Source organism: Pontibacter lucknowensis, from assembly GCF_900156415.1.
GTDB classification, from domain to species: Bacteria; Bacteroidota; Bacteroidia; order Cytophagales; family Hymenobacteraceae; genus Pontibacter; species Pontibacter lucknowensis.
Window position 1 is genome coordinate 294,575 of record NZ_FTNM01000004.1, and the last position, 24,353, is coordinate 318,927.

The 24,353-nt window shown below is 48.9% G+C and carries 17 protein-coding genes; 9 read left to right on the forward strand and 8 right to left on the reverse strand.

The features are described 5' to 3' along the window. The first annotated feature begins 818 nt into the window (after positions 1–818). From BW972_RS14400 to BW972_RS14430, 7 genes are all read left to right on the forward strand, one after another. Entirely contained in the window at positions 819–2,150 is a 1,332-nt protein-coding gene (locus tag BW972_RS14400) for an undecaprenyl-phosphate glucose phosphotransferase (RefSeq protein ID WP_076422634.1), read from the forward strand. Next, positions 2,140–2,976: a WecB/TagA/CpsF family glycosyltransferase gene (locus tag BW972_RS14405; RefSeq protein WP_076422635.1), complete on the forward strand. Its 837-nt coding sequence runs from the start codon at positions 2,140–2,142 to the stop codon at positions 2,974–2,976. Before BW972_RS14400 ends, BW972_RS14405 begins: the two co-directional genes overlap by 11 nt. Before the next feature lie 298 nt (positions 2,977–3,274). Beyond that, positions 3,275–4,075 (forward strand): glucose-1-phosphate cytidylyltransferase, encoded by an 801-nt coding sequence (gene rfbF / locus BW972_RS14410; protein ID WP_007658941.1) that lies wholly within the window; start codon positions 3,275–3,277, stop codon positions 4,073–4,075. A gap of 79 nt (positions 4,076–4,154) precedes the next feature. Then, a complete protein-coding gene (gene rfbG, locus BW972_RS14415; protein WP_076422636.1) occupies positions 4,155–5,261 on the forward strand; it encodes a CDP-glucose 4,6-dehydratase in 1,107 nt (368 codons plus the stop codon). Positions 5,262–5,320: 59 nt separating this feature from the next. After that, complete coding sequence (gene rfbC / locus BW972_RS14420; protein ID WP_007658936.1) at positions 5,321–5,872, forward strand: dTDP-4-dehydrorhamnose 3,5-epimerase; 552 nt, start codon at positions 5,321–5,323, stop codon at positions 5,870–5,872. Positions 5,873–5,985: 113 nt separating this feature from the next. Beyond that, the gene (locus BW972_RS14425; protein WP_076422637.1) at positions 5,986–7,332 is read left to right on the forward strand and encodes an NAD(P)H-dependent oxidoreductase; all 1,347 of its coding nucleotides are present in this window, start codon (positions 5,986–5,988) and stop codon (positions 7,330–7,332) included. 101 nt (positions 7,333–7,433) lie between these two features. After that, entirely contained in the window at positions 7,434–8,648 is a 1,215-nt protein-coding gene (locus BW972_RS14430; protein ID WP_076422638.1) for a glycosyltransferase, read from the forward strand. Between the two features lie 10 nt (positions 8,649–8,658). On the opposite strand, the gene BW972_RS14435 is transcribed toward BW972_RS14430, so the two are convergent. The 3 genes from BW972_RS14435 to BW972_RS14445 all read right to left on the reverse strand — a co-directional run bounded on the left by BW972_RS14435 (position 8,659) and on the right by BW972_RS14445 (position 12,565). Continuing rightward, positions 8,659–9,900, reverse strand: coding sequence for a glycosyltransferase family 61 protein (locus BW972_RS14435; protein ID WP_076422639.1), 1,242 nt, complete (start codon positions 9,898–9,900; stop codon positions 8,659–8,661). A gap of 61 nt (positions 9,901–9,961) precedes the next feature. Then, positions 9,962–11,074 (reverse strand): alginate O-acetyltransferase AlgX-related protein, encoded by a 1,113-nt coding sequence (locus BW972_RS14440; protein ID WP_076422640.1) that lies wholly within the window; start codon positions 11,072–11,074, stop codon positions 9,962–9,964. Positions 11,075–11,086: 12 nt separating this feature from the next. Then, positions 11,087–12,565 (reverse strand): MBOAT family O-acyltransferase, encoded by a 1,479-nt coding sequence (locus BW972_RS14445; RefSeq protein ID WP_076422641.1) that lies wholly within the window; start codon positions 12,563–12,565, stop codon positions 11,087–11,089. Positions 12,566–13,290: 725 nt separating this feature from the next. Between BW972_RS14445 and BW972_RS14450 the strand changes: the two genes are divergently transcribed. Together BW972_RS14450 and BW972_RS14455 are read left to right on the forward strand one after the other, a co-directional pair. Then, positions 13,291–15,522, forward strand: a complete 2,232-nt coding sequence (locus BW972_RS14450; protein ID WP_076422721.1) for a LamG-like jellyroll fold domain-containing protein — start codon at positions 13,291–13,293, stop codon at positions 15,520–15,522. A gap of 343 nt (positions 15,523–15,865) precedes the next feature. After that, positions 15,866–16,345 carry a hypothetical protein gene (locus BW972_RS14455; RefSeq protein ID WP_040574984.1) on the forward strand — a complete coding sequence of 160 codons (480 nt, stop codon included), beginning with the start codon at positions 15,866–15,868 and terminating at the stop codon, positions 16,343–16,345. A 179-nt stretch (positions 16,346–16,524) separates the two neighbouring features. On the opposite strand, the gene BW972_RS14460 is transcribed toward BW972_RS14455, so the two are convergent. The 5 genes from BW972_RS14460 to BW972_RS14480 form a co-directional block, all read right to left on the reverse strand. Beyond that, complete coding sequence (locus BW972_RS14460; protein WP_076422642.1) at positions 16,525–19,164, reverse strand: PA14 domain-containing protein; 2,640 nt, start codon at positions 19,162–19,164, stop codon at positions 16,525–16,527. Between the two features lie 618 nt (positions 19,165–19,782). After that, a complete protein-coding gene (locus BW972_RS14465; protein ID WP_234986396.1) occupies positions 19,783–21,051 on the reverse strand; it encodes a glycosyl hydrolase in 1,269 nt (422 codons plus the stop codon). Between the two features lie 26 nt (positions 21,052–21,077). After that, on the reverse strand, positions 21,078–21,917 hold the full coding sequence (locus BW972_RS14470; RefSeq protein WP_076422643.1) for a glycosyltransferase family 2 protein: 840 nt from the start codon (positions 21,915–21,917) through the stop codon (positions 21,078–21,080). A gap of 113 nt (positions 21,918–22,030) precedes the next feature. After that, positions 22,031–22,966, reverse strand: coding sequence for a hypothetical protein (locus tag BW972_RS14475; RefSeq protein WP_007657628.1), 936 nt, complete (start codon positions 22,964–22,966; stop codon positions 22,031–22,033). A gap of 64 nt (positions 22,967–23,030) precedes the next feature. Beyond that, positions 23,031–24,332, reverse strand: a complete 1,302-nt coding sequence (locus BW972_RS14480) for an O-antigen ligase family protein (protein WP_076422644.1) — start codon at positions 24,330–24,332, stop codon at positions 23,031–23,033. Positions 24,333–24,353: the final 21 nt, after the last annotated feature.

Genomic DNA, 24,353 nt, shown 5'->3' on the forward strand with positions numbered 1-24,353 from the left:
TTTTGAAGAGACTTGGTTCAAATAATTGTAAATTTTTTATGAATCAAGATTTAAGGCACATCCAGATAAATAGCATTCTATAAAATGCTCCTATCCTGAATTAACGCAAGCTTTAGTTGTTTTCCCATTTCAAGGCATCTGGCGTGAGTGTTGGCGAGATGGTAATGCGTGGTGTTGTATTATTCTTATATGGTATTAAACAGCGAGTGAGGGTGGATAAATAATATAATCTAGTAAGCGCTTGAGTAAAAGTTTTTGTTTTTGGTAGAGAAGTTTAAAAAATGATCCTTTTTAGAGTAAGCGAATAAATGTTAATTATTTTTTTAATAAAAAATTCAAGCTCCTAAGTGAAACCTTTTAAGGAATAGCAGTCTTAAAACGGGTGATTTATTGAAATAATTATATAATAAAGATTAAAGGTATAATTTTAACTTATGCTTATTCAATAATATAAATATGCTAATATTAGCGATTTAAATTTTGTTGATGTTTTAGCGATAAATTAATAAACCTTAATATAAATGCAGTCGTATTTCAGTCTAAATTCTGGTTGTTAATTGTGAGCCTTTAAAAAGTGGGCAAGCAAGTATCTCATAAGCAGAATATAAATTATAAGCTAAAGTGAATACAGGCATTAAGGTTGTCATGGGTCCCGGAGCAACGAGGGGATTGACAAAGTGATTGAAGACGAGAGGCGTGGGAAAGTCAATTAAGGTAAAAAGGGAATTATGATTCAATAAGTACAATTTCAGGTTATGCACAAATACAGACACTATAATAGTTTTAATAGAATACTCTTATTAATACTAGACATTACATTGATAGCTTTCGCGTTTAAGCTGTCAAACCTTTTCAGATACGGTGATTTAGAACTCACACACCAGTACAGTATCTTCTTTGTACTGTTTGCGCTCGTGTGGTGGATCGTTTCCGGGTTCAAGAATTTTGTTTTCCGGGTCGATGGTTTCATTCCGGTAGGCAGAAGGACTGGTGACATGCTGAATGCATTTGCGATACACGCCGTCATATTGGCCAGCTGTATCGTAATATTCAACCTAGAGCATCTGTCCCGCCTGTTGCTCTTGTATACTTACCTGTTCACTGCGTTGCTGATCGGTCTGAGCCGTGTGGTGCTTTTCCTGGCACAGCGCTATTTCTCTAAATCGGATATGGCCTATAGCCGCTACGTGATTGTAGGTATGGGGCCAGCGGCGATCAACCTGCACCAGACTTTCAGCAGTGACGAGGCACCGGGTCGTAAGTTCATGGGCTTCTTCACTGATAAGGCCGACGAACTGAGCAAGCATAGCAGCATGGTGAAGGGCAATGTGTCTGACCTTCAGGAATTTTGCCTTCAGAACAACATTGACGAGGTGTACTATACCTTGCCAGTAAACGATAAGGAACACATCGACGAGCTGACTGAGTTTGCTGACGAGAACTTCATCTACTTCCGCATCGTGCCTGATTTCAGCGCCATTGTGCAGCGTGAAGTGAATATGTACTTCTACCAGAACATCCCGATGATCAGTGTGCGCAAAGAGCCGCTCGAGCAGGTAACTAACCGAGTGATCAAGCGTGCTTTTGATATCGCCTTCTCTCTGGGTGTGATCCTGTTCCTGTTCCCGATCGTGATGCCGATCATCGCATTGGCCATCAAGATCAGTTCTCCTGGTCCGATCTTCTTTAAGCAGCTGCGTCCGGGTAAAAAGAACCGCCTGTTTGTGTGCTACAAGTTCAGAACGATGCGTGTAAACAACAGCACGGAGCTACAGGCTACTAAGAATGACCCACGTATCACAAGAGTAGGTGCCTTCCTGCGCAAAACTAACCTGGACGAACTGCCACAGTTTTTCAATGTGCTGCTCGGCGACATGTCGGTAGTAGGACCACGCCCGAACCTGGTGTCGCAGCTGGACCACTACTCTAAAGTGATCAACAAGTACAAAATGCGCCACTTCGTAACACCAGGCATTACAGGCTATGCTCAGGTGAGTGGTTACAGAGGCGAGACCAAGGAAGTGCACCTGATGGAGAAGCGTGTGGAGTACGATGTGAAGTACATGGAAAACTGGAGCTTCATGATGGACATGAAAATCATCTTCCTGACTGTGTGGAATATGGTGAAAGGCGAGAAAAATGCATACTAACGAAATGACTGAGACAAACACCCTGCACAAAGCAGCTGCACCCTTACAGCAAAAGCGCCGCCTCCTGAACTCCTATATCACCACGGGTCGCTTCGACGAGTTTGTGGAGCAGGTTTTCTGGATGACCGAGAACAGAGAGTCGTCTTATGTATGCTTCGCCAATGTGCACATGCTCGTTGAAGCATACCAGGACCCGAACTTCAATAAAATACTAAATGAAGCAGACGTTGCCTCACCTGATGGCGGCCCGCTCTCAAAACTGATGAAACTGAAGTACGGCTACAAGCAGGACCGCGTGCCAGGCATGGACCTGATGCCGCGCCTGATCGAGGAAGCCGCTGCCAGAGGCAAGTCGGTCTTCTTCTACGGCTCCACTGACGATGTACTCGAAGCTGTGGTGGCTACTGCAAAATCAAAACATCCGAACGTCAGGATAGTAGGCTATTACTCACCACCCTTCCGTCAGCTTACTAAAGAGGAAGATCAGTCGATTGTGGACATGATCAACGACTCTGGTGCTGACCTGGTGTTTGTAGCACTGGGTTGCCCGAAGCAGGAGCGTTGGATGGCCGAGCACAAGGGCCGCGTGAAGGCCTGTATGCTGGGTGTTGGACAAGCTTATATGACGTACGCGGGACTGGAGAAGCGCCTGCCAAAATGGGCGCGAGACCTGTCCCTGGAGTGGACGTACCGGCTGTACCAGGAGCCCAAGCGGCTTTGGAAACGCTACCTAGTTACCAACAGCACCTTCGTATACCTGACGCTAAAAGACATGCTCTGGCCCAGGGATAGACATAATAAAGCTACTGCCGTAACGGTGGGTTAGCAAGACCAAAAATGCGCTGCGTAGGTATAGCACCACCTCAGCGCATTTTTTTCATCAGTTCCCTAAAAGCTTTTTGCAAGCGTTTCTAAAAAGCTACTTAATAGGCTCAACTTATCAGCCAAATGCAGGTATAAGGACTAGTAATTGCAGTGCCGTTATGTTATAACACGCGAAGTTCTGATACTTAAGAACATAGCTGCCTGCGATCATAAATTCCGCAATATCATAATCAAAATATAGTAATTGTCGTATAGAAGACAGATTTGAAAAGAAGTTCACCCCAAACCCTTAGAAATTAATGAAAGCTGTAATACTGGCAGGCGGATATGGAACCCGCATCAGTGAGGAGAGTGGTATCAGGCCGAAACCAATGGTGGAAATCGGCGGAAAACCTATCCTCTGGCATATCATGAAAATATACTCTGCCCATGGAATCAATGATTTTGTGATTTGCTGCGGCTACAAAGGTCACATGATCAAAGAGTATTTCGCCAACTACTTTTTACATAACTCAGACGTAACCTTCGATATGAGCACCAACAGCATGAAGGTGCACCAGAACAACACGGAATCATGGAAAGTGACGTTGGTTGACACAGGCGAAGGTACGCTGACAGGCGGACGATTGAAGCGTGTGCGCGACTACATCGGTGATGAAACGTTCTGCCTGACCTATGGCGACGGTGTGAGCGATATCGACATTAGCGCTGCGATTGAGTTTCATAAGCAGCAGGGCACCAAGGCCACGCTTACCGCTGTGCAGCAGCCAGGCCGATTTGGCGTTTTCACGCTTTCCGGAGAGGATACCCATGTGCGTCATTTCCAGGAAAAACCGGAAGGGGGCGAACAGCCCTGGATCAATGGAGGTTTCTTTGTGCTGGAACCATCCGTGATTGACTACATTGACGGTGACCACACCACCTGGGAGCGCGAACCAATGGAACGACTGGCCCGAGAAGGGGAGATGGCTGCTTTTAAACACACAGGCTTCTGGCAGCCAATGGATACGCTTCGTGACAAGAACTATCTGGAAGAGCTGATCCAGCAAGGCAAAGCTCCCTGGTACAAAGTGATTCAAAACCAACCTGTAAATGCCTAAAGGGCGAAGGGTATAGCATATTGTTTGGCAACTGCGTATAACATATCCTATACCTGACCTTTTAGCGAAATATAAGCTGATGAAGAGAGAATTTCTGCAGCAGACCTATCAAAACAAAAAAGTATTTCTGACTGGCCATACCGGCTTCAAAGGTTCCTGGATGTTGCAAATGCTGCACTCCCTGGGAGCTGAGGTAATGGGCTACGCCCTTGCACCCGAAACTGAAGAGGACCTGTATCACCTCATCGACGGCGACAGTCTGTGTGAATCCATTATCGATGATATTCGCAACAAGGAAGCCGTGGAGGAAGCAGTACTGCGTTTCCAGCCTGACTTTATCTTCCACCTGGCAGCGCAGCCTTTGGTGCGTTTATCGTACGAGTTACCGTCCGAGACCTTCGCTGTGAATGCCGTGGGTACAGCCCATGTGCTGGATGCGGTACGCAGGCTCGAGAAGCCTTGCTCGGTGGTGCTGATCACGACGGATAAGGTATACGAGAACAAGGAATGGGTATACCCATACCGTGAAACGGACCAACTGGGCGGCTACGATCCTTACAGTGCCAGCAAGGCCTGTGCGGAGCTGGTGATCTCGTCCTATACCCGTTCGTTCTTTCATCCGGAGGCTCTTGACCAACATCAGAAAGCAATCGCCAGCACCCGTGCCGGTAACGTGATCGGGGGCGGTGACTGGGCCAAGGACCGTATTATACCGGACATTGTGCGTGCTCTGCGAGTAGGGGAACCGGTAACGGTGCGCAACCCGAATGCGGTGCGTCCGTGGCAGCACGTGCTGGAGCCACTGGGTGGTTACCTCTTGCTGGGCGCAAAAATGGCGCAAGACCCTAAAGCCTTTGGCGGTGCCTGGAACTTTGGTCCGCAGGCCGGCGACAACAGCCCGGTGGAGGACCTGGTGCAGAAAGCCCTGCAGGTATGGGGTTCGGGCAGCTACGACAAGCCGGAACTCAAGAACCAGCCGCACGAAGCCGGTTTGCTCAAGCTCGACATCAGCAAGGCGTTGGTAGAACTGGGTTGGACGCCAAAGTACAACTCGGCGCAGGCCATTGAGCGTACCATCGGCTGGTATAAGACGTATCACGAAGGTATAAGCAACATTAGAGAATTTACGATGGGGCAGATCGCGGAATATCTGGGAGAAGAACAGCCTGCATACCTGCCATCTTAATCTGAACGAAAAGCACCTGCAAGGCAACCCTTGCAGGTGTTTTCCAATACATCAAACACATGATCTTTACAGAGACCAAACTAAAAGGCGCTTACATCATCGATATCAAGAAGCTGGAAGACGAGCGTGGCTTCTTTGGCCGGGCTTACTGCCAGAAGGAGTTTGAGCAGTACGGGCTGAACACCAACCTGGTGCAGGCCAATGTGAGTTACAACTACAAAAAAGGCACCCTGCGCGGCATGCACATGCAACTGGCCCCGCACGCCGAAACCAAGCTCGTGCGCTGCACCCGTGGTGCCATTTATGATGTGATCGTGGACCTGCGTCCTGACTCTGAGACGTATAAGCAATGGATCGGCGTGGAACTGACTGCGGATAACTACCGCATGCTCTACGTACCGGAAGGCTTCGCACATGGCTACCTGACACTCGAGGACAACTCCGACGTAATGTACCAGGTGACGGCCTTTTATGCGGCCGGCGCAGAGCGTGGCCACCGCTGGAACGACTCGGCTTTCAGCATTCAGTGGCCGATGGAGCCCCGGATCATCTCGGAGAAGGACCAGAATCATCCTCTGCTGGAAGCCATACCGGAGCAGTCTGCTTTGTAAGTGAATTTGACAACAGGTAAAGGGTAGTGGACATTAGATTTCAGAATTATACCTGTAGCTTGTCTGAAACCGAATAAAGTCGTTTTGCAAAAGCGCATTTCAAAAGAAGAATTATGATCATTATAGATACCGCATTAGCCAAACGAGAAGCCGAAGGCCGACCTGTCCGTGTAGGGATGGTGGGAGCCGGATTTATGGCCAAAGGTGTGGCCCTGCAAATTAAGAACCACGTGCCGGGAATGGAACTGGTGGCGATCTCAAACCGAACCATCGAGCGTGCCCGTGAGACCTACAACGAGGCAGGTATAACCGATGTGGAGGAAATTAGCTCAGTTGAAGCCCTGCAGGAAAACATCCGCAACGGCAGGTATAGCATCACCAACGACCCGATGCTGTTATGCCGTGCAGAAGGTATTGATGCTATTCTGGAGGTAACCGGTGCCGTGGAATTCGGGGCGCAGGTGGCACTGGAGGCGATCCAAAACGGCAAGCATACCATCATGATGGATGCGGAGGTCGACGGCACGGTTGGCCCGATCCTGAAGGTATACGCTGACAAGGCGGGCGTCGTATTCACCAACGTAGACGGCGACCAGCCGGGCGTGATCATGAACCTTTACCGCTACGTGAAGTCCATCGGTATGAAGCCAGTGCTCTGCGGCAACATCAAAGGCCTGCACGACCCCTACCGCAACCCGACCACGCAGGAAGGCTTCGCCAAGCGCTGGGGCCAGAACCCTGCCATGGTGACTTCTTTTGCTGATGGCACCAAAATCTCCTTCGAACAGGCTATTGTGGCAAATGGAACAGGTATGCGCGTAGCTAAAAGAGGTATGCTGGGCCCCTATGCGCCACAGGGAGCCAACATTAGAGAGTCTGTCAATCTGTTTCCGCTGGAAGAACTTACCAACGGACCGGGCATTGTAGACTATGTGGTAGGTATAGCCGAGCCGGCGGGCGGCGTGTTTGTGCTGGCCACACAGGATAACCCAAGGCAGCAGCATTATCTCAACTACTATAAAATGGGAGAGGGGCCGCTGTATTGTTTCTATACCCCGTACCATCTTTGCCACCTCGAAGTGCCGCTCACCATTGCCAGAGCCGTCCTTTTCAACGATGCCGCACTTACGCCGCTGGACCGTCCTTACGTAGAAGTAGTAACTGCCGCTAAAAAGGATTTGAAAGCCGGGGAGACTATCGACGGCATAGGTCATTACATGACCTATGGTCTGTGCGAAAACGCTGATGTGACCGAGCGCGAGAACCTGCTGCCAATTGGTGTGGCCGAAGGCTGCGTGCTGAAGCGTGACATCCCGAAAGACCAGGTGCTGACTTACGATGACGTAATCTTGCCGGAAGGCCGGACAATCGATAAGTTGCGGGAGGAACAACGGAAATACTTTGCCTCCGCTCTCTCTGAAACAAAGGAGCAGGAACCGAATAAAACCGCAATGGCCTAATCTGGCGCCGTGGCGATATAGAATAAACTCAAAGGCAAAATCCCGTCTCGGCCAGGTATGGCCCGGGCGGGATTTCGTATGCCTGACAACTTACTTGCACAATGCGCATTCTGATCATCCATAATTACTACAAACAGGCAGGTGGGGAAGACACCGTCTTTCATGCGGAAGCGGCTCTGTTGGAGCAGCACGGACATCAGGTAGAGAAGCTGACCTTTTCAAATAAAGAGGTTAACAGTCTGTCTGAGAAGCTGAAAGCAGCTTTGGGCGTTGTGTATAATCCGGGTAGCGCGAAGCTGGTAGAAGAGCGGATAAAGGCATTTCAGCCGGATGTGATCCATGTGCACAATTTCTTTCCACTGCTTTCGCCAGCCGTATTTTATGTGGCGCAGCGCATGCAGGTGCCGATCGTGATGACACTGCACAATTACCGCTTGGTTTGCCCGAGCGCCCTGCTTTACTATAATGGGAAGGTGCAGCTGGAGAATCTGCGCAAAACATTCCCCATGGGTGCCATCCGCCAGAAGGTATACCGCGATTCGGCTGTGCAAACGGCATCGGTGGTGCTTACCACCGGCATGCATAAACTGCTCGGCACCTGGCAGCAGAAGGTGGATAAATTCATCGCCCTGACGCCCGCCGCCGCTGAGCTGTTCCGAAACTCCTCCCTCAAACTCAAGACAAAGCAGCTGGCCGTGAAACCCAACTTCACCCAGGACTTGGGCAGGGGCTACCCTGAGCGGGAAAATTTTTTCCTGTATGTCGGTCGCCTGACGCCTGAGAAAGGTATAGAAACGCTGCTTAGAGCCCACAGGCTGCAAAACTTTCCGCTCAAAATCGTGGGCGACGGTCCGCTCCGGGGCCGTGTGGAACAGTATGCGGCCGCAAACCAGGGTATAGAGTACCTGGGTTTTCAAAACCGGGACCAGGTGCTGGAGCTGCTGAAAAGTGCGCGTGGGCTGATATTTTCTTCTGAGTGGCTGGAAACCTTCGGGATGACCATCATAGAAGCTTTTTCGACGGGAACACCGGTTATTGCCGCCAAAATGGGTGGGGCTGCGCAACTCGTTGAAGATGGTGTGAACGGTCTGCACTATAGTCCTGGGAAGGCAGAGGAGCTAGCCGAGCGCGTGCATCATCTGCAGCAGTACCCTCGCCTGATCCGCCAACTAGGCACTGCCGCCCGCCAGAGTTACGAGGTCAAGTACACCCCCGAAGTCAACTACCGCCTGCTGCTTTCCATTTACGAAGACGTCATCCGGTCTAAAAAGAAAAATGCCCCTGCAACCCAGGTCGCAGAGGCAAATCTTTCATAGCAGGCAGACTTTACACCGTCTGCACATTACTTTTCTTCCCAGAGCTTTTTCGCATTTTTTCCAGTATCCCCACCACCTTGTCGGTGTCTACATGGAGGTGCTGGCGCTGCCCTTCGGCGGCATCGTGTACCTTTTTGTCGCCTTTGCAGATGATGTAGTCATAGTCCAGGTCGATCTTGGTGGCTATGTCGTAGAATGGCTCTATCACAAAACCCTCATGGAAGATCTCAATGATTTTGGTGCCTGGCTTGCAGAAGAACATGCTGATCAGGCCGGCACCTGTGGCCGATATTACCACTTTAGCCTGTGAGAACATCCTGATCTTTTCCAGGATGCTATACTTACTCGAGACGATTGATTTGAACTTGTAAGCTTCCAGGGCTTCCAGCAGCTCTTTTTCGTTCAACACATTGCGTATGGCTGAGTCACTTCGGCTGATGTACAGGTATGGTACCCGCTCCGATGCAGGCAATTCTTCATCTTGCACCAATGGAAGGAAAGAGTCCCGGATATACTGGCCCAGCCAGCGTGGTACCAGAGTGTGATTGCCTCGCGGCGCCGTGGAAGCGATGATGCGGTCGGCGGTAAGGTGGTGGTATTCTATACCTGTGATGATCTTCTCAGCAGGTATGCCCAGCAGTTCCAGCGTTTCGGTCTGGTAGCTGTAGCGTGTGTTAGGCACCAGGAACCAGTCCACTTCGTCGTAGAGGCCGCTTTCGCGGAGCAGGTGCAGCCGTGGCAGCACGTCCAGAAACCAGTGCCCAATATTGTTGAGGCCGGCACCACCGGTCAGCATACTGAACACAGTACCTTTGAAACGGGTAGGTGCCTGAAAATAGCTTTGAGTAAAGATGTTGTTCGTCTCTGCACCCTTTGCCTTGCCTTCTACCAGGCTTAGCGACACGTTCTCGATAATGCGGTTCTGCTGCGAAACGATCGCCACACTGCTCTCATTGTCTGTATAAATGCGGCCGTCGGGTACTTCCACCACTACGTAGTCAGTGATGACACTGCGTTTAGGTTTCCAATAATCAGAACAAGCCTCGTAGAGATCCTCAGAAATCTCAAGAGGGGTGGTGAGGTTGGGGTATATACGATGCACCTTCACTTCGGAATTGGTGCATGTGGTTTCACTTTCTGTATTGATCTGGCATACGCCATTAGGTCTGAAACGGGTGTTGTGGGGAATGATACGGCCAAGTATCTTCTTCAGACGATTGGTGGATTTATCGTAAAATACCTTTGGTTTCATATATATAAGGTGAGTAATAATTGCTATACGTTTGTTATCTAACTTTGGCTGTGTTACACCATCAATCTAATTGTTTTACCAGGTGTCGGGTGTTATTTTCCGTGCTGTCATCGGTTTGCTGCAAATGTCGCGCCAGTAAGTCAGCGGCAGCGGCCACCGCCGTGTTGTTCCAGTGTCCGTCATCTGCAGGATATAGCTTCTTTTTTTCGTTTTTGTACAAGTGCTCGAAAGTGCTTTGCGTGTCTACCACCTGTACGTCTCTACTCCTGAGCTCAGCCATCAGGCGGGGCAGAAAGTCCGGCCTTCGGGCTGATGGCAGCATCTGGTGGTAGATGTTCTCTTTATTCGGGATGGGCATGAACACGAATGGGATGCCTCTTTCTGCCAGCGCATGCTTATAACCTTCCAGCACGTCGGCTATGCGGTTTATTTCATCATTGGTGAAGGTTCGGTTGGCATATTCACCTTCCATAAAGAACTCATTCTGATAATTGATGTACTCTTTTTTACCAAATGTCCGCTCGATGTTAGCCAATGTGCGGTGGTAAAGCGCCAGCTTTGAGATGCGGTCCGCTGTCACCGCCATCCAGGTCAATACTTTAGATGAATTGATGACGGCGCCCGTGCGGTCGCGCAGCTTGTTGCCAATGCCGGTGGCGCCCACGGCGGGCAACTCCGGTATGCGGCGCTCAATGCTCGAGACCACCACGATCTCCGGCGGATTTTCCTCGAAGCGTTTGGTGCCCAGAAAGCGGTTAACAGTGGCAGGAGCGAAAGAGTAAACTTCTTTGCCCAATTGCTTTTCCAGTACCTCAGCCAGAATTTCTTCCTGTGAGAGCTTGGCGCCTGTGATGTTGGAGTCTCCGATCAGCAAGATCTCTGCTTTGGTATCACGGTTGCGGTAGCCGTAGGGGTCTGTGTACCATTCCACCTGTTTCTTCTCAGCATAGGGGGTGCGGGGTGCCAGTTCGCCCTCTTCCTCCATGCGCAGGTGCATGTTCGGGTAAAAAGGCCCTGACATCAGGCGCACACTGTTTACAGAGATGGTCTCCCAAATCCTGAACGTAAAGAAGTTCATGGGAAGTACGACAGCCTCCACAAAAGGCCACAGCACGAAAGGCAGCACAAGCAGCGTCAGTTTCTTTAATAGCCTTTTCACTTCTTTATTTTTCATCTCTTGTGCTGGTTAGAACTGAAAATAAATGAATTCCTGATGCCCGAACTGCCCGAAGAGCAGCACTGCGATGATGGCCACATAGTAAAACGCCCAGCGTACAACGGTAGGTCGGCGGCCAATCAACTGCGACACGCTGCCATGGCGCTGGATCAGGTGCACCGTTTCCATGATCATGATCGAAATAACAGACACCGTAAATACCTTGAAGCCCTGGTCCATGAACAGGATGTGCTGCAGGTCTATACCTGCGATCAATTGTCGGATGTTGCCTATACCTGCCACACTGCTTTGTAGTATGTAGAAAGCCTCCCCAATAGAGTTGGCCCGGAAGAATACCCAGGAAAAGAGTACCAGCGCGAATACGCTCAACACCTGCACCCATTTGTAAAGCAGCGGGCGGCTTCGCAGGCCCATGCTATCTGCCAAGGCGTTACGCTGCTTCGCCGTCACGATAGCAAACACCAGGTAAAAGCCGTGCAAGGCACCCCACACTACAAAAGTCCAGTTAGCGCCATGCCACAGCCCACTCACCAAAAACGTGATGAACAGGTTGTAGTACCAGCGCCACTTCACCACCCGGTTGCCCCCCAACGGAATGTACAGGTAGTCCCGGAACCAGGAGGAGAGGGAGATGTGCCATCGGCTCCAGAACTCTGAAATACTCTTAGAGTAGTAGGGTCTGCGGAAGTTTTCCATCAGTCGGAAGCCCATAACCTGCGCCGCCCCGATGGCAATGTCGGAGTAGCCGGAGAAATCGCAGTAGATCTGAAAGGCGAAAAAGACGGTGGCGATGATCAGGGTAACGCCCTCGTAGTCAGTAGGATTGTTGTATACCTGGTTTACCATCAGGGCCAGGTTATCAGCGATCATGATTTTCTTGAAGAAGCCCCAGCCCATGCGCCGCAGGCCGCCCACTATGCGCTCGTAGCTGAACGCATGATTGGCCTTGAGTTGTCCGAGCAGGTTACCTGCCCGCTCAATGGGGCCTGCCACCAGCTGCGGGAAAAACGTCACAAACAGTGCAAATACGCCCAGGTGCAGCTCCGGTTTGATGCGCCCATGGTATACATCAATGGAGTAGCTCATGGTCTGGAAGGTATAGAATGAGATACCCATGGGCAGCAGCAGCTCAAAAGCCGGCATGGCATAGTCCATGTTCAGGGCTGAGGCTGCATCACGTGCGCTTTCATTAAAAAAATTGTAATACTTGAATAAGCCGAGTATGCTCAGGTTAGAGAGCAGCGAGATCCAGAGGTAGGGTTTGCGTTTGTGTTTTTCCTCGTCGCTATACCTGCCCATGGCGCGTCCGCAGCCGTAGTCCACCAAAGTAGAGAAGATCAGAATCAGGGTATAGGCCGGCTTCCAGGAAGCATAGAAATAGTAACTGGCCAGCAGCAGGATCAGCCATCTGCGATTTGGGGGCGTTAGAAAGTAGAGCGTAACTACTACCGGGAAGAATATGAAAAATTCAGTAGAGTTAAATAACATATATAGACGCTGTTATGGATAAAGAGAAGCGTGTGATCCCATGTCTTCTGGTAGCTGTTAGTCAGGCCGTATCCTGCGGCAGGGTAAAAAAAACAGAACCTGTTTTCTTTATTATATTAGGAGTCAGACCAAAAGGTTTAGGATTTCAGTATATATTTTTATGACTGTATAAATGCACCGGATTTATTGTGCAGCTTTCTATACGCATCTGATCCGAAATGGCTGTTCATACAATAAAAAAATTGTATCTACTTATTTAACTGCCATCTTAACGCACGGGCCCACTGCAGGTATGTTGTGTTACCAAGCCAGCCTTAGCTACAAATAAAGCATCATATTCTTCTCTTCAGCCATCTTTTCGGATAGGCTATTTTATGGACAATTTTAGTATGCCACAAAGCCGAACATCTGGGCGGTTACGGCGTAATATTATTGTACTCTAATACAACAGTAACTCTATACTCCTCGTACAGGACATGCAATGTTGCAAGCTAGCATTTTGCTTAGAACAACAGCTGTTCAGCTCTGATTGATACCACGAAGCAACCCGATATAAACTGGCGAAGATTAATCAAACGCCGTAATAAAATACTTAGTGAGCTTATATGATAGCATCCACCTCAAGGTACATTTTCCTATACCTATCTTCCTTTCAGTTAGCTTGCAGGGGCACAATGGCCTCCGTCGCTGCACTTAGCCTGCTATTAAGCTTTGCAGCTCAGGATATGGCGCTGGCTCAGGCCTCCTGTCCTCCCGGCCTGGCGCATCACTTTGGACTGGACGAGAAAGTGGCTGGCAGCTATTCTGATTACGTGACGAATGCAAGCGCAAACTGTGCTGTTTGCCCGGAACCTGCCAGCAGCCGCTTTGCCGGTGGTCAGCGATTTAACGGATCAGGCACTGGCCTGGAGTTCACCCCCATCCAAAACTTCCAATGGGGACCCCACACTAGTTTTACCATAGAGGTATGGGTACAGGTAAATAGTAAGTCATCCAATCAGGTTATCATCGGCCGTAAATCGGGCGATGGGTTAACAGCCTGGTGGTTGGGTGTCAGTCCTGAAGGGTATGCCGTATTTGATATGCAGGATAATTATGGTGAGCCACATACCATAAGAGATTATCTCAAAGCTGTGAACTTGTTTGATGGCAAGTGGCATCATGTGGCGGTTGTTCGGGATGGACCCAACGAAATCAGCAAGTTATATGTAGATGGGTTCAGAGTTGATGACAGGGTCAGTGAAAAAAAGACTTATAGGGGAAGCATGGAGTCTTCCAGCCCAACCACAATCGGATACATCGACATTGACAGCAAGTACTATTTTGATGGTGTAATGGATGAACTGCTGGTTTATAACCGCAATCTGTCAGAGCAGGAAATGCGTGACCGATACAATCAGGGTGCTGGCAGTTACTGTGGCCCCGAAGTGACCAGACCCGAGATCGTGTCAACCCCAATTACCTACGGCACGGTTAGCCAGCAATACAGGTATGATGTAAATGCATCGGGCAAACCTGCCCCTCGCTATATTCTGATTTCAGGCCCTGCCGGAATGGCGATTGATGCAGGCACGGGCTTGATTACCTGGGTGCCACAAACAGCCGGAAACTTTGCAGTAGAGGTAAAAGCAAATAACAGTCAGGGAGAGAGCGCTCCGCAACGCTTTCAAGTTGAGGTGAAGGCTGCCACCGAAGAGGGGATAGGGATGCTGCACCACTGGATGCTGAATGAATCTTCAGGGGCTAACTACCGGGATGTGTATACACCCATCGATGCCATTGCACAGGCAAGAAGCCGTCCTGCCCCGGTAAAAGGTGTAGTAGGTGGAGGACAGCGGTTTAATGGACGTGACACCGGGCTTGATGTAATCGGTAGTCCGAACTTTGACTGGAAAGCAAACGAAACTTTTACGATCGAACTGTGGATTCGCACCGAAACCAAGGAAGGAAGCAGCGAAGCCCAGAACCAGGTGCTGATGGGGCGCCATGCCACGGACTCTCCGTCGCAGTGGTGGCTGGGGCTCGACAAAGACCGACGAGCCGGCTTTTACTTACCCGACATTGAGTTTAAAGGTGCTTATGTGGGGAACAGTGGCCCGAAGCTTAACGATGGATCCTGGCATCAGCTTGTAGTGGTACGGGAGGGTAGTTCAGGAGCTATCAGACTGTATGTGGATGGTGAGCAAATAGCCACCAGCAACTTTGCACACGATCATGGATTTAGTAGCCGCTCGCCTGTTACCATTGGCTACTTTAACGCCAGTATGCTCAACAGTTATCACTACGAAGGCGAGCTGGATGAGGTGAAGCTTTTCGGCAGAGCACTTTCGCCGGAGGAAATCAGGGAGCGTTTCGTTGATGTATACAACAACCTGACTGAGTTCCTAAGCTTTGAAGGACGCTATACAGATGGAGAAAGCCTTAATCAGAAAATTGTAAGCCTAGACTGGAGAACACTTTATGAGCTTGGGACAGATTTCTTTGAGGTAGAGCGATCCGAAGACGGTGAGAATTTCACAGCCATCGGTCAGGTGAAAGCTTCCGGCACTACTACGGCTGCCATAGACTATACCTTTAACGACGACATGCCGCTCAAAGAGCAAGGGTATTACAGGCTTCGACTAGTTCGGCTGGATGGTACTTTTTCCTACTCCAACACCATACTGTTACAAGACCGTTCACCAGCTGCATCTTCCTTCAGGGTATACCCGAACCCCGCTGCAGTAGGGGACGAGGTGACTATTGAGATCGCCAACCTGAAAGAAAGCGAAGATGTGACCTTTATGATAACTGATGCCTCCGGCAAGCAAGTGCTCAGCCAGCAGGTCCGAACCGATGAGTTTGGTGAGCTACGCCTGACACTGCCAGTTGGTATGTATCTAAAGCCGGGTATCTACAATCTGACGGTGGCCGGCAGTAACAAAACCCTTAATCGCAAGCTGGTGGTAGCCCGCTAGTGCAGTCTAACCATAGCAGCAGAAGTATAACCTGCATGATGGGAACGGGTCTTTTTATCAACCTGGTAGTGAGAGAGCATGCGGGTATAGGTTCTTAACGCTGCTCAGGGCTAGAAACTGTCGTTCAAAAAATGGATAAAAATTCCGGTTAAAACTTTTAAATTTTCCATAACGTAATGAATAGCAGTCACTTCTGAATCTAATATTGCATTTATGAAATTTTTAATAAACCCTGCAAAGCGCGGTTCGTACTATGGGTGAAAAAACATTACATGTGCTCCGTTTTACCAATGAATTATCATCAAGTTTAAAATGCCTTTACTTATCTAAATTTTAATTTTTTATGAAAAAGTTATTTCTATTACCAATATTATTTGCTCTTGTCTTCACTTCATGTAGTGACGACGACGACAATGGAACGGTCGAACCAGCAGTTTCGGAAATTGATGCGCAGATGCGTGGCGACTGGACAAACACGATGATCAAAAGAGTGTACTATTCAATTGATGATGAAATCATGTTCACTGACTCAGTTCAATACCAGACAAACTTCAGTTTTGACGGAAAACGCCTGACTGTTACTGTACCAGGAGGCACTCCAGAGGTAATGAATTACAGTTTCCCAGACCCAGCCGATACCACCCTCATCGAATTACAGCGGGGCAATGATAAAGGACAGTATAAAGTAACAGCTATTTCAGATACGGAAATGACTTGGGTAGAAGAAAAGCCATGGGCTGGCTTTCCAGAGGAGGCGCCGGAATCAGAAAAAACAACATCCAGACTTGGTTTGTATACCTGGAAGTTTGTTCGCAAAAACTAATGCATGAAATACCCTGTGCTTTAAGCATGGTGTGAACAAAGAAAAACTCCCGCTTTAGTCAATACAACGACTAAGGCGGGAGTTTTCTTATTTCCAGTAGGCACACGGCCAACTTGGGGATCTGGGTTTCTACCCTCTATAAGAGTTCGGAAAGATCCATTTTTTATTATGAGCCAGGCTTACTCTTTGATAAGCTTGATTGTTGCGCTCTTACCGGCGTTGTCAGTATACTTCAGGAAGTACAGACCTGCTCTGAGACCGCTGGCAGCAAGGTTCATCACCAGCTTGTTGTTCTCTACCTTCAGGTTAGCTTCTTTGTATACTACTGTGCCAGCCTGATCCAGGATTACTACTTCCTGCAGCTTAATCTCCTCTTTGCCCAGGTCGAGTGTTACCACATCGTTGAATGGGTTAGGATAAGCGCTTACTTTCTCAAAGCTGATGTTAGTATCAGTTGTCTCAGCAGAAAGTGATGACGAAGCAGAAGCAGTCAGAGTCTCGATTGGTGACAGTCTGTTGCCAGCGATCGGTCGCTCCATAGAGCCGTCCGGCAGCTGCCAGCCCACGGCCAGGTTGTCGCCGCCGCCGCCCTGCAGCATGATCGCCTCGATGTAGTAGCGCTTGCCGGCCTCCAGGGTGATCTTGGCAGACTGCTGGCTTGCGTTCTTGGTCCACTCACGCGGGTTGGTCCAGGTGCTTGACAGGGCGATGCGCGTCTTCTTAGCCGGGTCTTCGCTTGTGCTCAGGTACAGCTCAGCCACGTCGTCGGCCGCGATCCAGAAAGTGTACTGGCCTGAGGCAGGAGCCGTCACGTAGCCGCGGATGCGCTGGCCGTAGTTGTTGCCCTGACCTGTTGGCGCCTCGAAAGAGCTTATTGCGCTCGTAGAAGTTGGGTTCGTGTTCACTGGTACCACGCTGATTGTGGAGCCATGCACATTTGACCAGAAGTCACGTGTGATCTTGCCCACAGGAGTTGTAGTAGCTGCTGGAGCCGTTGCTACAGGAGTCGTTGTTGCAGGAGCAGTGCTTCCCATTTCAGACAGTCTGTTGCCAGCGATCGGTCGCTCCATAGAGCCGTCCGGCAGCTGCCAGCCCACGGCCAGGTTGTCGCCGCCGCCGCCCTGCAGCATGATCGCCTCGATGTAGTAGCGCTTGCCGGCCTCCAGAGTGATCTTGGCAGACTGCTGGCTTGCGTTCTTGGTCCACTCACGCGGGTTGGTCCAGGTGCTTGACAGGGCGATGCGCGTCTTCTTGGCCGGGTCTTCGCTTGTGCTCAGGTACAGCTCAGCCACGTCGTCGGCCGCGATCCAGAAAGTGTACTGGCCTGAGGCAGGAGCCGTCACGTAGCCGCGGATGCGCTGGCCGTAGTTGTTACCCTGACCTGTTGGCGCCTCGAAAGAGCTTATTGCGCTCGTAGAAGTTGGGTTCGTGTTCACTGGTACCACGCTGATTGTAGAACCGTGTACGTTTGACCAGAAGTCACGCGTGATCTTGCCAGTACCAGCAGTACCAGTTGTAGTTCCAGTTGACGGTGAAGTTGATGCAGGTGGTGTCTGCTCAGCAGGTGCAGTTGCTACCGGCGCATCCTGTGTTGGCTGCGACGGAGAAGTAGCCGGAGCTGATCCGTTAGGGCCAAGTGCGATACCATTGCGGCTCAGCTTTGACAACCAGGCGCTGTATTCATTCTGCTCGTGCTGCTTTGTGATGTTACCGCCAACGTATGGGTTGTTCTCGTTTTTAACCAGACCATCCGGGAAGTAGTTCTTGTCGAAAAGGTTGCCCTGGCTCATAACACCGGTAACATTGTTACGCATTACGGCATTGAAGGTAGCACCCTTCTTGTAGTAGTCGTAGCCATACAGGCCCACGTTGTGTGTGTTCATGCGGGTGCCATCGTCAAACAAACCAGAGTTTACTCCACGGTTGTTGTATACCTCGATGTTGTTGCCACCAGCAATGGCGTAGTTATAGTTACCGACGTTCACCGTCTGGTTGTCAAATACCTTCACGTGAGCTGTGGCTACTGAAGCCGGATCGCCCATGCCATCCTGGTACCAGGAGTCAGCAATGATACCACCACCTGAGAATTTAGTTTCTGTAGCAGGGATTGGGTAAGCACCCTTGATGAAGTTGTTGTGGATGCGGATAGGAGAAGCAGAAGTACCACGAGCGTTAGACAAGTTGATGTTGTCTTCTACAAGCGACTTGTTTGGCTCGTTGATTATCTCGTTCCAGGCGATCTCAGCGTGTGGCAGGTTACCGCGGTAGTTGAACTGCGCAAACTGCGAGTGCTCAGCACCTCCGTGAACGCGACCGTCGATGTTCTTGGCTTTGTTGTAGCGGATCTTTACAGTTTCGTTTGTAGAGCCATTGCCCTCGTAACGCGTACCCACATAGATACCAGCTGTACCTTCAAGGTAGCAGTTCTCTACTACAATGTTCTTAAAGTTGTTAACTGTCAAGAAGCGGCGTGGCTTCTTGTAATCACGCCAAGGGGTAGGAGTTAGGCCGTAACCTTTGGTGTGTCTGACAGTAATATTAGCGGCATGGCCCCAGCTTTTGATCAGGTAACCGGCCCCTCTGATGTTCGAATTGACAATGACAACAGGTTCAGAAGTACGCACGTCTACAGCAGCTACCTCAGAGTCTTTCGACTCCCAGTTACCTGTGTAAGTACCTCCTTTTGTGATTACTAATGGCCCGCTGTAAGTCTGGGCGTTTACGAAGCCTGTCGAGAGTAGAAAGGCTACGAGTGTGAGCATGAAAGCAGACAGAGTTGTCCCCGTCCACTTAGTCACCTTAGTGGAAATTGTATTCATCTTTTTGGCTAAAAGTTGAAAAATTAAAAAATGTACTCCTTATAAGGCCCCAGGTAAACTACCGTTTTCTATAAAAGTAGCAGGTAACCTGCCTGGTGCTTTTTATGAAAATATTGAGCTTGGCTAATCCTTGTCCTTATCTTCATATATAAGTTGTTGCAAATATAAGTATGAATTTTTTAGAAAAACCAGTCTTTTATGATAAATTCTTACTTAAATCATAGACACTTTGTATATTTCAATTTGAAAAAGATGAAAAATGTTTGTTTTTGACCTGTTTTGGCGGTTTTGCTACTGAAGTGTTGATCGAAAAAAGTTACATAAATTTTAAAAGTCCAAACTTTTCAATATGGTTATAGTTGTAAATCGTATAATTATACCCATAATTATTAATCTAAAATATAAGATACATGATCGGTTTTGGACCATATATTTAGTGAAAATGCGTAATATATAAAATATAATATATTTAATAATGTGGGTTTTGCTGTTAGGTTTTTTATAGATGTTATAACTTTGGATCGGGCGCCTGAGGACAAAACTTGGAGTCTTAAATTAGAGGAGCCAGTGCAAAACGTCAGACGAAGGATTTATAGTTAAGCCAGGTTAGTAACTCAGTTACTGAGAACTTACAGATTTGCCCGATACTGAGGTAGGCATTGTTATACGAGGGCCAAGGAAGATGTCGTTCCTCTCTAGCTTCGTTTTCCAGAGCTGATACTCTGCGCGTTCGCTTTCTTTTGTTATCTCACCTTCAATGAATGTATTGTTGCGCTCCTGGACTGTCCCATCCGGAAAATAATGGTTGTCGTTTCTACCATCCTGTCCCATGATTCCGATCACGTTGTTGCGGAAAGTGTTGTTGAAGGTCGAATTCTTTTTGTAAAAGTCGTACCCATAGAGCCCTTGGGTCCACATCCTGAATTTTTCGCCGTTCTCGAATCGGGCGGCGTTAACAGCACGGTTGTCATAGATCTCTATGTTATTGCCGCCGGCGATAGCGTAGTTATAGTTGCCCAGGTTTACCGTTTGGTTGTCGTGTATTTTCACATAGGCGGTAGCTACCTCCTTGGGATCGCCCATGCCGTCTTCGTACCAGGAATCAGCAATGATGCCACCACCTGAATAGTCTTTGCTGTTAGCTGGGTAAGGATAGGCTCCCTGGATGTAGTTGTTGTGGATGCGGATAGGTGATGCCGGCGTGCCTCGTGAATTCGAAAGATTGATGTTGTCTTCCACAAGCGACTTGTCCGGCTCGTTGATCACCTCGTTCCAGGCGATTTCGGCATACTGTATTGAGTTGCGGAAATTGAACTGCACAAATTGTGACCGGTACCAGCCATCATAAATACGTCCATCGATGTTCCTGGCTTTGTTAAAGCGAATCTTAATGGTGTTTTTTGGGCTGCTGTCGCCCTTGTAGGCGTCGCCTATGTAAATGCCGGCTGTATTCTCCATGTAGCAGTTCTCTACCACCACATGTTTGAAATCGTTGACGATCAGAAAACGCCGTGGCTTCTCATATATAATCCACGGGGTGGGGGTGAGGCCATAGCCTTTGGTATGTCTGACAGTAATATTGGCTGCGTGCCCCCAGCTTTTAATCAGGTAGCCGGCACCTCTTATACTTGAATTCTCAATGATGACTGGCTCGGATGTCCTGATTTCCACAGCAGCCACCTCAGAGTTTCTTGATTCCCAATTGCCGGAGTAGGTGCCTCCTTTACTGATCACGATCGGGTTGTCATAGCCAACCGTTGTAGCTTTGGCGCTCCTTTTGGCTCCGGGAAGGTGCCCCTGGGTATAATAGTAAGTAAAAAGCATTGCTACTACCAACAGGGGAATAGCAATGCTTAGTATTTTAATGTATGGTGAATCTAGCTTCAAATCAATAGTTTAGAAATCAAGAGGTGTTACTTTAAAAAATAACCAAAGAGTCTGCGCGTGTAGCCATTCGCCAGGTGAAATGGGATATAAGGCGTAGGGCAATTCTTGAGTGTGAACCTGGTAAAGTCACGCAGGTTACCGCCACCCTTCAAGTCAAACAGGTGCTTGTAGTAATTTTTAAAGCTCTTCTCGCTTCTGATCTGTCGCTCCCCGCTTTCTTCCGGATACGTGAGCAGTCTTGCATCATAGTTTACATACAGTTCAAATCCGGCTCTTCTGGCAGTATGGGTATAGTCGTAATCGGCTATATAATGCGGGAAGCGGTCCTGGTCGAAGAGCCCTATCTTCTCAAATACTGCCCGAGGGATAAGCAGGCCTCTGCCAGGCAGGTGCGTAACTGGGTGCAGGCCTTTCTGCTCTTCCGCTGATAGCCTTGGGAGCACTTCGTCGATGGTGTTCAGTAGCCAGTTAAGCCGTTCCCCTCCGAAAATGGGCTGTTTAGTATTGGCGTCCAGTTCGAGTGCCCCCAGTAGCGCGGCAGGTTTTTGCTCGTGCCAGTAATACATTTTTTCCAGCAGGCGCTCATCCGTAATCACATCATTGTTCATGGTCATGATGAGTTGGGCATCTTGCTTCAGCGCATGCCGGATGCCCATGTTCACGCCAGCCGTCCAGAACAAGTTGCCGCTACCTTTAAGCACTTCCACTTCGGGAAACTCTTCCCGAAGCATATCTTCAGTGCCGTCTGTTGAGCCATCGTCTACAATTATGACTTTAAAACGCTGATCAGTTTGCTTTCTCAATGACTGGAGACAGTCCCTTGTGTATTCTTTTCTGTTAAAAACAGGTATAACAATGCTTATCATATTATTCAGGTATAAAGCTTAGGTATGGGTACGGCTGCTGTTGCCAAATTTGCAACGAAACCTTGCAGACAGTACCGTCTACGAAAATATCAGCTTATGGAATAGTAGTTTTTTTACAAATTAAAGCTTAGCAGGCTCTTTAGCTTGGAGCTTACCTTGCCCTTGATCAAATGGTTAAAGTTTTTGGTGTCTGACTCGATATCGCGCACGACAAAGCGAGGGTGGCGCAGCGGGAAAGAGATCTCATTCTCTTTGATCTGTGCCTTGTTATCGTGCGTATTAAACGTGTGCGTAGCATCTTCACCGAATCCAATATTGCGGACCAGATTGACTTCTGGCACAATACAGAGTCCTGAGTTGCTGTAAACGGTAAACTCCCACTGATAGTCCCAGATGTCTCCGTTCGGAATGCTGGCAAATGCCTCCTCCAGTTTGCTCAGGCGGTAGGTCTCCTCAAATTTATTCAGGAAAAGCCCTTTCAGATAGCCTTTCTCTTTGAGCTCCGGGTATGCTTTCAGGTTAAAATCGAATAGCTGCCATGCTCTGCGCCAGGTAGCCCAGCCCCAGGCATTCACTTTGTTTGAGAAGTAATAGGAGTAGTCATTGTCCTTGCGCCAGCCATTCAGGTAGTTGTTGCCGCTGATGTGCATGATGCGCGTGTCGTGCTTGTACTTTTCGAGAAGCTCCTGGCAGAACCAGAAAAAGCTTTTAGAAGGCACACAATCATCTTCGAGAATTATGCCCGATTCTTCGTGCTCGAAGAACCAGCTTATTGCCGTAGCCGGAGCTACACCACACTTCAGGTTTTTCTCCTGAAACAGCGTTTTCACTTCGCAGTCCCAGTCTACCTGCTCTACAATGCGTCGGGTTTCGGCGCACTTCTCTATATCTGTCTCCACGCCAGGTCGCGGGCCGTCAGCGGCTACATACAGTCGCGCGGGTTTTACCTGTCGGATACGGTCGAATACTTGTTGTGTGGTATGAGCTCTATTAAATATAATCAACAGCACAGGTGTGTGCAAGGGGGTGTTCGGAATAGAATTACTCATAATATTAAGGTATAACAATATGTTTGGAACTGTATACTGAAATTGCTCTCAGAAGTTGTTATGCTCAGGCAGCTGTTAGTTTGCGGTACTGTCCGATTGCTTTTGCCTTCCAGCGGGAGCCGAAGTCGCGCAGGTAGGTCGTTCGCTCAACGCCGTCTTCTTCCATGTACACAATCGTCCAGCCTAGTATGGCATAGTAGAACACGGGCAGCACGTAAGAGAAACCATATACGAAACCTGTACTGATAAAAGCTACCAGTATGATCTGGTGCACGGTCATCGCTTTGGAACGCAAGCCTTTCACAATAGCGTAAATGGGCATGATCGAGTAGATCGCCAATCCCACAAAACCTGTGTAGAACAGTACATCTACATAAAAGCTATGGAAGTGGTGTCCCTGACCGTCGTCAAACACGGGCTCGTTGGTGTCGTCACGCCAGAACTGGATGGGCAGCTCAAAACCCTCGAAGCGCATGCCTATCAGCCAGTTATCCTGGATAAAGGGCAGGTATGACATCCATTGTATATAACGCCAGCCACCCGTACCCTGCGAGTCGAAATTTTCGATGTCGGAGAAACTCTCCTCTATTTTGGTGATGATCTCGGGGTTGGTGGAGAATAGAAAGGCGCTGCTCGCTATACCTGCGATGAGCATCACAATGCCTATGGGCATGAACTTGGCCACGAAGTTGATAGAAAGACCTGACTTGAACCGGATAAGCAAATAGTAAACGATCAATATGATAGCTGTCGAGATCCAGACGGTACGGTGCTGGAAGAACACGATAGACACCAGGATAAAGAAAGCCATGAACAAGCTGAAAAGCTTGCCCTCGAAAATGTACTTGCTCAGGAAATACATAAACGGAATGACAAGCATGTAAACCGAGGAGGCGTATACTCCGCGCTCATGCGAAGTAAAGGCACCAAGACTCAGTTTATCGGGGTGCACCACAATCACACTGAGCCAAAAACCACCCAGGATGAACCAAACCAGGTGCGAAAACTTGAGGTAAAAATTGCCTTTGTAAAAGGTATAGACAAAGAAAATAAAGTAAAACAGGAACAGCTTTTGGAATACGTGCGGGTAAACCATCGGTGTGCCATAGAAGTAGTACGACTCAAACACCATCGCGAACACATACAGGGTGGTAAGTCCAAAGGCTACCCGCATTACAGGCGACATGCGCATGAAGTACACAGCGCTGTAGCCAAACGATAAGGCCGCCATACCTTTCATCAGCATGTTCAGCATGTTTCCCTGTGCCTCCAGGTTGTTCGGAAAGGCCAGCTCCGTGAACATATTGTCCATGAGCAGGATCAGGGCTATGGGGATAATAAAGAGAAAGCTGTAGTTAATTTTCATTGTAGCGGGCAATCCAACATC

Coding starts and splice junctions, on each gene's coding strand:
- BW972_RS14445 (WP_076422641.1), bottom strand. CDS start 12,565: ATGTTATTTAACTCTACTGAATTTTTCATATTCTTCCCGGTAGTAGTT.
- BW972_RS14435 (WP_076422639.1), bottom strand. CDS start 9,900: ATGAAACCAAAGGTATTTTACGATAAATCCACCAATCGTCTGAAGAAG.
- BW972_RS14455 (WP_040574984.1), top strand. CDS start 15,866: ATGAAAAAGTTATTTCTATTACCAATATTATTTGCTCTTGTCTTCACT.
- rfbF (WP_007658941.1), top strand. CDS start 3,275: ATGAAAGCTGTAATACTGGCAGGCGGATATGGAACCCGCATCAGTGAG.
- BW972_RS14470 (WP_076422643.1), bottom strand. CDS start 21,917: ATGATAAGCATTGTTATACCTGTTTTTAACAGAAAAGAATACACAAGG.
- rfbC (WP_007658936.1), top strand. CDS start 5,321: ATGATCTTTACAGAGACCAAACTAAAAGGCGCTTACATCATCGATATC.
- BW972_RS14425 (WP_076422637.1), top strand. CDS start 5,986: ATGATCATTATAGATACCGCATTAGCCAAACGAGAAGCCGAAGGCCGA.
- BW972_RS14450 (WP_076422721.1), top strand. CDS start 13,291: ATGGCGCTGGCTCAGGCCTCCTGTCCTCCCGGCCTGGCGCATCACTTT.
- BW972_RS14460 (WP_076422642.1), bottom strand. CDS start 19,164: ATGAATACAATTTCCACTAAGGTGACTAAGTGGACGGGGACAACTCTG.
- rfbG (WP_076422636.1), top strand. CDS start 4,155: ATGAAGAGAGAATTTCTGCAGCAGACCTATCAAAACAAAAAAGTATTT.
- BW972_RS14440 (WP_076422640.1), bottom strand. CDS start 11,074: ATGAAAAATAAAGAAGTGAAAAGGCTATTAAAGAAACTGACGCTGCTT.
- BW972_RS14480 (WP_076422644.1), bottom strand. CDS start 24,332: ATGAAAATTAACTACAGCTTTCTCTTTATTATCCCCATAGCCCTGATC.
- BW972_RS14430 (WP_076422638.1), top strand. CDS start 7,434: ATGCGCATTCTGATCATCCATAATTACTACAAACAGGCAGGTGGGGAA.
- BW972_RS14405 (WP_076422635.1), top strand. CDS start 2,140: ATGCATACTAACGAAATGACTGAGACAAACACCCTGCACAAAGCAGCT.
- BW972_RS14475 (WP_007657628.1), bottom strand. CDS start 22,966: ATGAGTAATTCTATTCCGAACACCCCCTTGCACACACCTGTGCTGTTG.